Genomic DNA, 11,640 nt, shown 5'->3' on the forward strand with positions numbered 1-11,640 from the left:
CAGCGGTCCCATGGACGAAGCGCGGTTGCAGTGGATTTTCGATCTGTTTCCACCCCTTAAAAAGTTCTGGGACAAACCGGCGGGTACCCTGTCCGGTGGCCAGAAACAGATGCTGGCCATCGCCCGGGCGGTTATCGAACCCCGTGATCTGCTGTTGGTGGACGAACCCACCAAGGGCCTGGCGCCCGCCATCATCAATGATCTGGCGGATGCCTTTGAGCAGTTGAAGTCGCAGCAGGTCAGTATTCTGCTGGTGGAGCAGAACTTCAATTTCTCCCGTCGCCTGGGGCAGTCGGTCGCGGTCATGAACGACGGCGCCGTTGTGCACTCCGGCACCATGGCGGAGCTGGCTGGCAACGACGAGATGCAGCAGGACCTGCTGGGTCTTGGCCTGGGAGCGCACCAATGAAAGAGACAACCACAATGCCATTAGCGGATGCCGTTTCTGATCAGGACAAGCCGGTACCGGGGCGCAGTCCCCTGGCGTGGCTGAAGAACCTTCGTGAAAACCAGGCCCACATCTTCCTGCTGGTAGCGATGATGCTGGTGTCGCTGTTGCTGATGGACACCACCACCTGGCTGGTGCTGACCATCAGTGGTCTGGCCATGGGGGCCATGCTGTTCCTGATGGCCTCCGGCATGACCCTCACCTTTGGTCTGATGAGCGTGCTGAATCTGGCCCACGGGGCCTTCATCTCACTGGGCGCTTTTGCCGGTGGCACGGTGCTGGTGTACTGGCTGAACGATTACGCCAGCCACTCTTCCATCTGGATGAACCTGGTGGCCATTCTGCCGGCATTGCTGTTCGCCGCGTTTGTGGCCGCTGCGGTAGGCCTGGTGTTCGAGAAGCTGGTGATCAAGCCGGTGTATGGCGATCACCTGAAGCAGATTCTGGTCACTGTGGGTGGCGCCATCATCCTGATGCAGCTGATCGAAGTGGTCTGGGGGCCCAATGAGATTCCCCTGTCCCGGCCGGAATCCTTGCGCGGTGCCCTCAGTGTGCCGGAAAGCTGGCCACTGATGGGCGGCATGGTGCTGGAGAAGTACCGGCTGGTAGCGGTGATTCTGGGGGTGGCCATCTACGGGGCGATGCTATGGGTGATCGACCATACCCGCATCGGCATCCTGATCCGGGCCGGTGTTGAGAGCCGGGAGATGGTGGAAGTTCAGGGTTACCGTATTCACCTGCTGTTCCTCGGGGTGTTTGTTGCAGGCTCGGCACTGGCCGGTCTCGGCGGCGTGATGTGGGGCATGTACAAGGAAATCCTGACGCCCCACATGGGGGACGAAATGATGATCTCGGTGATCGTGGTGATCATTCTGGGTGGTCTGGGTTCAATCCGGGGCTGCTTCTACGGGGCCATGCTGGTGGGGCTGATCAATCTGTACGTCGGCTTTATCGAACCCCGGGTGGCCGCCGTTGCCACCGTGGGCCTGATGGTGGGCGTGCTGATGTGGCGTCCCCAGGGCCTGATTCCGGTTATCAAGGTATAGGAGCGCGGAGATGCTGAACCGAATTCTATCTGGTGATTATCCCCGCAGCCGGCCTTTGGTGGCGGTGTTACTGATCATTGTGATCAGTCTCGCGCTGGGGCCGTTCCTGTTTCCGGGAACCCGCGCCTTTGCCACCCTGAGCATGATCTGTGTGTTCGTGGTGGTGGTGGCGGCCTACGACCTGATGCTGGGCTACACCCACATCGTTTCCTTTGCCCACACCATGTTTTTCGGGATTGGTGCCTACGGCGTGGCCATGGCCATTGGTGCCTGGGGGAACGGTTTTGCTTCAATTCTGGGGGGGCTGATGGGCGCCCTGGTAGTCAGTTTCGTGCTGTCACTGCTACTTGGCCTGTTGTCACTGCGGGTAAAGGCGATTTTCTTCGCCCTGGTGACTCTGGCCGTAGCCTTCGCTTTCCTGAGTCTGGTGACCCAGCTGTATGTGGTCACTGGCGGAGAAGATGGCTTGCGGGTAAGAGTACCACGGGAACTGGGGCCGGCCTTCCGTCCGTTTGACGGCGCCTTGACCGGCTTCAGTATCACCACCTTCCTGTCGGGTCTGCTGACCCAGCCCTGGAACCTGGGCGAGGTGTTCCGTGACTCGGTCTACCAGTTCCAGTTCAACGGTCGCACGCTGATGTACTACGTGCTGTTTGTGGTGGCCACCCTGGTGTTCCTGTTCCTGCTGAGGCTGGTGAACTCGCCGTTTGGCCGGGTATTGCAGGCCATCCGCGAGAACGAGTTCCGGGCTGAAGCCCTGGGTTACCGTACTGTGGTCTACCGCACTGCCGTGGTGATTCTCGCTGCGCTGGTGGCCACCCTGGCGGGTGCAGCTTTCGCCCTGATCAATCGCTACGTCAATCCGGAGAACACCCTCAACTTTGAGCTGATGGTGTTCATACTGCTGATGTGTGTGATTGGTGGTATGGGCACCCTCTACGGCGCCATCGTCGGCAGTGCACTGTTTATCCTGGCCCAGAACTACCTGCAGGATCTGCTGGGCTGGCTCAGCACCTATACAGGCGATATCCCGTTTGTGGCAGAGCTGCTGGGCCCGGGCCACTGGTTGCTCTGGTTCGGTGTGCTGTTCGTGCTCAGCGTCTACTTCTTCCCGGCGGGTGTTGTGGGTCAGCTGAGAATCTGGACGCGGCAGCGCCAGATGCGGGGCGCGGAGCCCCCGTCGACGCCGCCGCCCGCATCAAGTGATGAGGTTGTGCAGCAGGCCTGATCTGGTTGGTTGGAAATACACAAAAGGCGGATTCGTCGGAACGGACGATCCGCCTTTTGTGCTATCGGTACATGATAAGTAAACACTCGATACAACAGGAATAACTCATGAGTGACGCTCTGATGAACAAGCGCTGGCTGCTGCGTAAGCGGCCAGAGGCCGATATCACCAACGAACAGCTGGAGCTGGTTACTGAACCGGTGCCGGAACTGAACGAGGGTGAGGTTCTGGTGCGCAACATTTACCTGTCCCTGGATCCTACCCATCGTCTGTGGATGAGTGATCGTGAGCAGTATCTGCCGCCAGTTGAAGTGGGGCAGGTGATGCGTGGTGGCACCTTGGGTGTGGTTGAAAAGTCCCGTTCAGAGCGTTTTGCGGCAGGGGATTTCGTCAAGCCGATGGCTGGCGGCTGGGAGCTGTATACGGTGGCTCCGGAAAAACTGCTGACCAAGGTCAACCACAATAATCCGGATATTCCTCTTTCGGCCTGGATGTCGGTGCTGGGCTCCACGGGCATCACGTCTTATTTCGGCTTGCTGGATATTGGTAACCCGCAGCCAGGCGAGACGGTGGTCGTGACCGCAGCTGCTGGAGCTGTTGGCTCTATCGTTGGCCAGATCGCCAAACTTAAAGGCTGCCGGGTGATTGGTATTGCCGGTGGCCCGGAAAAATGCCGTTGGCTGACGGAAGAACTGGGTTTTGATGGCGCCATCGACTATCGCAGTGACAATGTGCCGGAAGCTCTCGATCGCCTGTGCCCCGATGGGGTCGATGTGCAGTTCGAGAATGTCGGCGGCGAGATCATGGATGCGGTGTTCAATCGCCTCAACCTGAATGGTCGCCTGTCCCTGTGCGGCATGATTTCCGGTTACAACGATGAACGGCCCATGTCCGGACCTACGGATTTCGGTCGCATTCTGATGAAGCGGATTACGGTGAAGGGCTTTATCGTCATCGACTACCGCCCGCGCTTCCCGGAGGCACTGGAAGAACTCCAGCAGTGGGTCGCCGAAGGCAAGATTCAGTGGAAAGATCACATCATTGACGGCATCGACAACGCCCTTGACGGCCTGTCGTTACTGTTCAGTGGCAAGAACAATGGCAAGCTGATGGTAAGGCTGTCACAAGAACCCTGATAGGGAAAAGTCCTCGAGCGGAGGCAATTGACAGGTTTGAATACTGTGACCGGAGGCTCTTTGTGAGTTCTCCGGTTTTTTTATTGCTGAAGCCAGCATTGGAGGCTGGCCGCGAGGCGGGGTGATTTTTCTTCTGGAAAAAGAACTCGCTTTGCTTTCTAACTTCAGCCCGACACCTTTTTCCGACAGAAAAAACACCCCACCTCACGTCCGATCGATTATTAGATTTCCGGACACCAATCCCCGTTCATCCTGACCCTGAGCTCGTCGAAGGGGCGAAGGATAGAACTCCCGATTGGAGATGCTCATCCCCCTGTTCTTTTTGCTGGTCCTGAGTCAATCGTCCTTCGACCCTTCGGCGAGCTCAGGGTCAGGACGAACGGAGCTGTAGGCTCCGCCGCAAAAATTTCGTCAATACCCGAATCAACCTCCTACCGATCCAGAATCAACTGATGATCCGCCCCAGGCTGTGTGCCCTCGACAGGAAGCAGGGTCGCCAGGTTGCTGCCGAACAGGTCGCCGATGCGTACCTTGCCGACGGCATCACCCGGGCGCCAGGCGATGGGCTGGCCGTTGGGGGCGCGGACCAGTGTGCCGGCTTCGTGGACCGTCAGTTCCATGTTGGTTTCCAGGCCGTTGGCGCGGCCGGCGCTGAGGTACAGGCGGCCGTCGTCGCCCCGGAAGGCGCGCATGGCCCAGGGTGCGATCTGATTGCGGTCGCGGATCAGTTCCAGCAGTTCGTTGTTGAGGTCACCACCTTCAAGCTGGGTGGTTGGCCACTGGGCACCGCTGGCAGCATCCGTGACGGTCACATCGCTGTTGCCTTGTACTGTCACCACAAACCGGGCGCCAGGGTACAGAGCGAGGGCGTCAGCACAGGCGGTGCTGGTGGTGTCGCTGCAGGCTGGGGTGCTGTCGATGGCCTCGGCCAGTTCGGCCCTGGGTACCAGGTGCAGCTGATAATCGGCGGCGGCACTCGCCAGATCCCGGAATCGGGTGGCGGACAGACCAGTGACTGCAACGCTGGTTCTTAATACACCACTGGGGGGCGCGTAGGAGGCTTGCGCGTTGTTACTGGCCTGCTGTGAAGCCTGTGCCGGGTCTTGCCTCAGGCGTTCCCAGAACGGGGTTGACCACTGGTTTTCCTGGATATTGAAACCTGCTTCAGAGTCAGCCACCGCAATCTGTTCTTCGGCTTGCTGTGGGCTAACACAGGCGGAGAGAATCAGTGCGGAAGTAATCAGGGTAGGAATGAGAAATCGGCTTTGCATGGATAAAGCACCTTGTTGTTCAGCCGGCGGTAGGGACTTCCATAACAACAAAAAAGGCGGGTCAGGGCAATGCCCTGACCCGCCTGAGGGGTCGCTAATTAACCTGTTGTTAACCTAAGGTGTTAAGCCTCAGAATTTAACGTGCAGGTTTACGCTGGCGGCCATCAGGTCGTCGTCAGCATATCCAGCGCCACCAGAGTTTTGTACCAAGCTGTTACCAGCAGTTGTGCCGGCTTCGTTTTTGGTGATCATACCCCAGGTTACAGAGGTGCTTACCGCTTCATTCATGCGGTAGTGAGCCTGCAGGTCGTAAACCATGGAGTCATCACTGTTGGCACCAGTGTCGATGTCGTAGTAGCCGACAGCTGCCTTCAGAGTTACCGCGGGGCTGACTTTAAAGCCAGCTTGCGCCATCACGAGCATTTCTTCGTGATCTTCAATACCCAGGGTGCCGCCCATACGAACCAGGCTGGTCGGGTTGGCAGTGGACTCTGGGTTGCTGTTGATCAGGCTGGAGTATGTATCAAAGCCAGGAGACACCAAACCACCGTCCTGAGTGAAAACACCCTGGAAGTTCAGGTCAACCACATCCAGGGATGTACCCAGACGCAGATACTGGGACCATGCATTTTCTGCGAAGAAGCGGCCGTCACCAAGCTCTACATCGCTCTGGCCTACATAGTTCATACCAAACGCCATGGAGACGTTATCTGCCAGGTTGCCCTGAATGTAAGGTGAGAACAGGTGAGTGTTCTGCAGAACGTAGCTGGTTCCCGGAACATACTCATCAGTATTCTTCAGCCAGTGAACCCACAGCAGGCCAACACTGAAGTCACCCAGACGGGTTACCAGGCCAGCGTTGATCATATCGCCCTGGTCCATGTTCATGAAGCTGTTGGTATCCTGGCGACGGTCGTAGCCGAGAATGACAGTACCGGCGCCGGTCGGGATCAGGGTCATGATACGGTCACGACGGTCATCACAAACCAGGAAGCAGTTGCTCCAGTTGGCAGCCTGACGGCCTACGCGCAGAACGGCACGGTTAGCGAACGGGATCTGAACATAGCCCAGGTCAAGTGTTACAGTCTCGTTCGTTGCGGCGCTGTAGGAAGAGTTACCTGTACCGTCACGGTTATCACCCTTCCAGCGATCACCGGCAAGCTGGGTACTGGTGTGCAGGGAAACGCCAGTGCCTTCGTGTTTGAAGTCAGCCTTTACGCGCAGCAGGTTGGCGAAACCGGTATCGGTGTCGGTGGTCTGGCCGAAGGCTTCAGAATCTACAGCAAAAAACTGGGCGCGGTAATCAACGCCGATGTCGGTCTGTACGGCAGCATTGGCGACGTTGGCGCCAGCGATTGCCAGACTCAGGATGGAAGCGGTACCCAGTGCTTTGATCAGCGGGCGGGAAGTCAGAGCAGTTTTGCTTTGTTGTGCCATGGTTTTAAACCCTTGTTTTTGTCTAATCGACTCGATTGTTGGACTCAGTGACGCTTTATTTTCTTTTTGGTTTTCTGGTAAGTACTGCCAGTTGCTTCTTATCAAACCTCCGGTTGTTATCCCTGTTGGCCAGTTTGTGCCAGGCCAAATCAGCCTGAAAGTATTCTGGTCGACTGCCGTTCGCCAAGCGATATGCCGCCTTATGCGCCGGTAAAGAGTGACATTTCAGTTACAGTCTTAGCAGAGAATCGGGTAATGGCAACAGCCTTTTCCCGTTGAGGCGACACATTTAATGTTTGTGTCTGGTGAGGATCACACATCCGTGATGCCTTTTTTATTCTCTGCGCCTGTTTCTGAAACGTTACCCGTATCAGTCAGGATGCCTTCCAATTAGCATTCCCACGATAGTAGGAATAAATTTTTGGTCATGCAATACCATACGGCGGTTTTTTCACCCATTTTTTCGGAAAATTTGCCGCATGCTGGGACATCTAAGGCTTCCCGTGTGAGATTTTGGTGCCTGGTGCTGAGTGATGCGACCCGTATCACATTTCCGCTTCCTGAATTTGCCGTGGTACAGCTGCTGCCTCCCTGGTCAAAAATACTCTGCTAAACAGGTTGGAACTGTGTCGTATTTTGACTAAGCTGTTCCGCAAGGCAGAATCTTGTACCGAAATTGGGCCTTGTTGTTCGTTCCTTCAGGTTTCAGGTTCAGAGTGCAGCAGGGCTGACTGCATTGTGGCCGGTGATTCCGGTTATGGCACGTGTTTTGTTTAAAATATGAGAAATGAATGTAATTGACTTTTGAGGCATCGGATTTTTATGACAGTATCCAGCAAAACAAGAGCAGACCTGTTGGCGGCGTCCTACGATGCACAGGATTTGCCCGGAAAGCCGCGGAAGAGCACGGTGGGGCCGGATGGCACCATCGAAAAAGATCGCAAATTTGTAGAAGCTCTTTCCCGGGGACTGGACGTATTGCGGGCGTTCAGTCAGGGCTCAGTTATTCTTGGCAATCAGGATATCGCCAGGCTGACGGGCCTGCCCAAGCCGACGGTATCCCGTATGACCTATACGCTCACCAAGCTGGGATACCTGAGCTACAACCCGATCCTTGAAAAGTACCAGCTCAGCTCCGGTGTGCTGGCGCTTGGTTACGCTTACGTTTCTAACCTGAAGGTCCGTCAGCTGGCCAAGCCTTACATGGACGAGTTTGCCCGCCGCAACAATATGTCTGTGGGTCTTACCTGCCGTGACCGCCTGCACATGATCTATGTGGAAAACCGGATGCCTCCGGAAGCGTCGCTGCTGCGCATGGAAATCGGCCTCAAGCTGCCCATGGCCACCACCGCCGCCGGCCGCGCGTACTGCTCGTCGCTGAGCGAGGACGGCCGCAAGATTCTGCTGGAAGCCCTGGCAGAAAAGTACGGCCCGGAAGCCTGGCCCGACAAGAAGAAAGGCCTGGACCAGGCGCTGGAAGATTACGAAGCCCACGGTTTCTGCCTGACCCTGGGTGAATGGGATCGCAACATCAACGCCGCCGGTGTCCCGGTTCGCCTGCAGGACGGCACCACAATGGCCCTGACCTGTGCGGCGCCGTCTTACCTGGTGTCAGGTGACAAGTTGCGTAGTTCTATTGCCCATCAGTTGGCGATGTTGGCTAGTGATATTGAGTCGCTGGGGATCTGATTGGTAATTGTCCGTTCGTCCTGAGCCTGGCCGTACCAAAGCCCGTTCATCCTGAGCCTGTCGAAGGATGCTTGCTCGGTGTCAGATCGCTCCAGTCATTTAGCTCGGAGTTCTCGCCCTTCGACAGGCTCAGGGCGAACGGGGTCTTCTGACCTTTCGGCGAGCTCAGGGTCAGGGCGAACGGAGGCGGGGCGCCCTCGCGGCCAGCCCCCACTGATCCAGTATCCCTTTCTCCCTTTCTCTTAATCGCAATACTTTTGTCAGTGTCCTCGAACACCCGTGCCAATTAGATCCTCCGGGATTTTTCCCTCTCGCCCAAAGAGGCGTACAATCCCCTATTCCGCTCCGTCTGAAGTTGTGTCGAGCACGCAACGGTTGAAACATTCCGCAAACTTGTATTAAATCTCCGGTCTGTTTCGCTTAATAAAACTCCATTCCATGTTTTGCGCAAGGAGGACCTATGTCCGACGTCGTAACCTATAACCGCGAAGGCGCCATCGGCGTAATCACCGTTAACTATCCACCGGTGAATGCGTTGAGCCAGGCTGTTCGCTCCGGAATCGAGAGCGCTGTACAGCAGGGTCAGGCTGATGCGGACGCCAAAGCGCTCCTCATTGTGTGTGATGGTCGCACCTTTATTGCGGGTGCAGACATCCGTGAGTTCGGTAAGCCGATGCAGGGCCCGGGTCTGCCTGAGCTGCTGGAAAAAATGGAAGCAGGTGAAAAGCCGGTTGTCGCTGCCATTCATGGCACCGCGCTGGGCGGCGGACTGGAAGTGGCTCTGGGTTGTCATTACCGCGTCGCGGTACCCAGTGCCAAAGTTGGCCTGCCGGAAGTGAAACTGGGCCTGCTGCCCGGTGCTGGCGGTACCCAGCGCCTACCGCGTCTGACCGGCGCCCAGAAAGCCCTGGAAATGATCACCACCGGTAACTTTGTTGGCGCCGCTGAAGCCGCCAAACTGGGCATTATTGACGAAGTGGCCCAGAACGAAGACGTCAAGGCCGCAGGCCTGGCCTTCGCCCAGAAAGTGATTGATGAAGGCAAACCGGCCCGCCGCGTCAGCGAGCTGACCGACAAGATTGAAGCCGAGAAGGGCAGCGACGTATTCGATCAGTTCCGCGCCGGTCTCAAGAAGACCGCCCGTGGTCTGATTGCACCGTTCAAGTGCGTGGATGCCGTCGAAGCCGCCTTCACCAGCGAGTCCTTCAAGGCTGGCATGAAGCGTGAGCGCGAACTGTTCGGCGAACTGATGCAGTCTGACCAGCGTGCCGGCCTGATTCACTCGTTCTTCTCCGAGCGCGAAGTGGCCAAGGTTCCGGGTCTGCCGAAAGACACCGCCGTCCGTGACATCAAGAAAGTGGGCGTTATTGGTGCGGGCACCATGGGTGGCGGTATTGCCATGAACTTCGCCAACGTGGGCATCCCCGTTATCATTGCCGAAGTGAAGCAGGAAGCTCTGGACAAGGGCCTTGGCATCATCCGTCGCAACTATGAAAGTACTGCCAAGAAAGGTCGCATGACCCAGCAGCAGGTTGAAGAGCGGATGGCTCTGATTACCACCACTCTGGATTACGACGCGTTCAAGGATGTGGATCTGGTCATTGAGGCCGTGTTCGAGAACATGGACGTCAAGAAGAGCATCTTCAAGCAGCTCGACGACGTCTGTAAGCCCGGTGCGATTCTGGCCTCCAACACCTCCACCCTGGACATTGACGAAATCGCCTCTGCCACCAAGCGCCCGGAAGACGTGGTTGGCCTGCATTTCTTCAGCCCGGCCAACGTCATGAAACTGCTGGAAATCGTTCGTGGCGAGAAGACCTCGGACGAAGTGAAAGCCACTTCCATGGCCATTGCCAAGACCATCAAGAAAGTCGGCGTACTGGTGGGCAACTGCTACGGCTTTGTGGGTAACCGCATGCTGCACCAGCGTGGTGCTGAAGCAACCCGCCTGGTCAATGAAGGTGCCAGCCCCCAGCAGGTAGACAAGGTGCTGACCGACCTGGGCTTCCCCATGGGGCAGTTTGCCATGTCCGACCTGGCCGGTATCGATATCGGTTACAGCATTCGTCAGGAACGTCGCAAGGCCGGTGAGGACATCCCCGCCAGCTGGATGGATTCCCTGGCCGAAGCCGGCCGTCTGGGCCAGAAGACACAGGCCGGTGTCTACAAATACGAAGAAGGCAACCGCAAGCCGATTCCTGATCCGGAAGTGGACGCACTGATCGCCAAGTTCCGCAGCGAGCAGGGCATCGAGTCCCGTGAGATTACCGACCAGGAAATCCTCGAGCGCTGCATGTACGTGATGATCAACGAAGGCGCCAAGATTCTGGAAGAAGGCATTGCCGCCCGTTCACTGGACATCGACATTACCTGGATCTACGGCTATGGCTTCCCGGCTTACCGTGGTGGCCCCATGTTCTGGGCCGACCAGATTGGTCTGGACAAGATCCTGGCAACCGTCAAGAAGTTCCATCAGGAACTGGGCGGTGACCAGTGGAAGCCTTCTGCACTGCTGGAGAAACTGGTAGCCGAGAACAAGAAGTTCGGCGACCTGTAAAACAAATATCAGCCAAGGAAACCAGACTCGGGGTCTGACCCATTTTTCCCGCAGGGAAAATAGGGTCTGACCCCATTTTCCGACAAGCTTAGCGTCCTTCGACCCTTCGACGAGCTCAGGGCGAACGGAAGGAAAACAGGACGAACGGAGCGAGATCAGGACGAACAGAAACTGATCAGGACGAACGGAAAGCTGATTCCGTGGCAAAACAATATTTATAGAGGACAACGCAATGTCTGATGCAGTTATCGTATCCACCGCCCGCACCGGGCTGGGCAAGTCCTACCGTGGTGCCCTGAACAACACCCACAGTGTTGATATTGCAGGCCACGTGATCAGGGCCGCTGTTGAGCGCGCCGGTATTGATCCCAACATCGTTGAAGATGTGATTCTGGGCGCTACCTTCCACGAAGGTGCCCAGGGCAAGAACATGGCGCGTCTGGCGGCCATTCGCGCCGGTCTGCCGGTGACAACCGCCGGTATGTCCATCAACCGTTTCTGCTCGTCCGGTCTGCAGTCCATTGCTCTGGCAGCCCAGCGCGTGGTGTCTGAAAAGGTTCCGGCCATGGTTGCCGGCGGTGTTGAGTCCATCAGCCTGGTACAGAACGACAAGCTGAACCAGTTCCACGCCAGCAACGAATGGCTGATGAAGAACAAGCCTGAGCTGTACATGTCGATGATCGAGACCGCAGACATCGTGGCCCAGCGCTACAATGTCAGCCGCGAGTCCCAGGACGAGTACGCACTGATCTCCCAGCAGCGCACTGCCGCCGCTCAGGAAGCCGGCAAATTCGACGACGAAATCGTTCCCTTCGACGCCACCATGCT

8 protein-coding genes and 1 pseudogene are annotated in these 11,640 nt (G+C 57.0%); 7 read left to right on the forward strand and 2 right to left on the reverse strand.

Going from position 1 to position 11,640, the window contains the following annotated elements:
• The 4 genes from AAC035_RS11860 to AAC035_RS11875 all read left to right on the forward strand — a co-directional run.
• Positions 1–409, forward strand: a 409-nt coding sequence (locus tag AAC035_RS11860) for an ATP-binding cassette domain-containing protein (RefSeq protein WP_339804334.1), incomplete at its 5' end; no start/stop codon positions are given.
• A complete protein-coding gene (locus tag AAC035_RS11865; protein ID WP_339804337.1) occupies positions 406–1,494 on the forward strand; it encodes a branched-chain amino acid ABC transporter permease in 1,089 nt (362 codons plus the stop codon). The genes AAC035_RS11860 and AAC035_RS11865, both read left to right, overlap by 4 nt.
• Before the next feature lie 10 nt (positions 1,495–1,504).
• Positions 1,505–2,722 (forward strand): branched-chain amino acid ABC transporter permease, encoded by a 1,218-nt coding sequence (locus AAC035_RS11870; RefSeq protein ID WP_339804341.1) that lies wholly within the window; start codon positions 1,505–1,507, stop codon positions 2,720–2,722.
• Positions 2,723–2,829: 107 nt separating this feature from the next.
• Positions 2,830–3,858: an NADP-dependent oxidoreductase gene (locus tag AAC035_RS11875; protein ID WP_339804344.1), complete on the forward strand. Its 1,029-nt coding sequence runs from the start codon at positions 2,830–2,832 to the stop codon at positions 3,856–3,858.
• A 431-nt stretch (positions 3,859–4,289) separates the two neighbouring features.
• On the opposite strand, the gene AAC035_RS11880 is transcribed toward AAC035_RS11875, so the two are convergent.
• Positions 4,290–5,129: a hypothetical protein gene (locus tag AAC035_RS11880; RefSeq protein ID WP_339804349.1), complete on the reverse strand. Its 840-nt coding sequence runs from the start codon at positions 5,127–5,129 to the stop codon at positions 4,290–4,292.
• A 129-nt stretch (positions 5,130–5,258) separates the two neighbouring features.
• Positions 5,259–6,566, reverse strand: coding sequence for a hypothetical protein (locus AAC035_RS11885; RefSeq protein WP_339804351.1), 1,308 nt, complete (start codon positions 6,564–6,566; stop codon positions 5,259–5,261).
• A gap of 822 nt (positions 6,567–7,388) precedes the next feature.
• Here AAC035_RS11885 and AAC035_RS11890 point away from each other — a divergent pair.
• The 3 genes and pseudogenes from AAC035_RS11890 to AAC035_RS11900 form a co-directional block, all read left to right on the forward strand.
• The gene (locus AAC035_RS11890; protein ID WP_339804354.1) at positions 7,389–8,255 is read left to right on the forward strand and encodes an IclR family transcriptional regulator; all 867 of its coding nucleotides are present in this window, start codon (positions 7,389–7,391) and stop codon (positions 8,253–8,255) included.
• 460 nt (positions 8,256–8,715) lie between these two features.
• A complete protein-coding gene (locus AAC035_RS11895) occupies positions 8,716–10,812 on the forward strand; it encodes a 3-hydroxyacyl-CoA dehydrogenase NAD-binding domain-containing protein (protein WP_339804358.1) in 2,097 nt (698 codons plus the stop codon).
• 232 nt (positions 10,813–11,044) lie between these two features.
• Positions 11,045–11,640, forward strand: a pseudogene (locus AAC035_RS11900) (acetyl-CoA C-acyltransferase); the annotation flags it as partial.

It is taken from the genome of uncultured Marinobacter sp. (assembly GCF_963974375.1).
Classification (GTDB): Bacteria; Pseudomonadota; Gammaproteobacteria; order Pseudomonadales; family Oleiphilaceae; genus Marinobacter.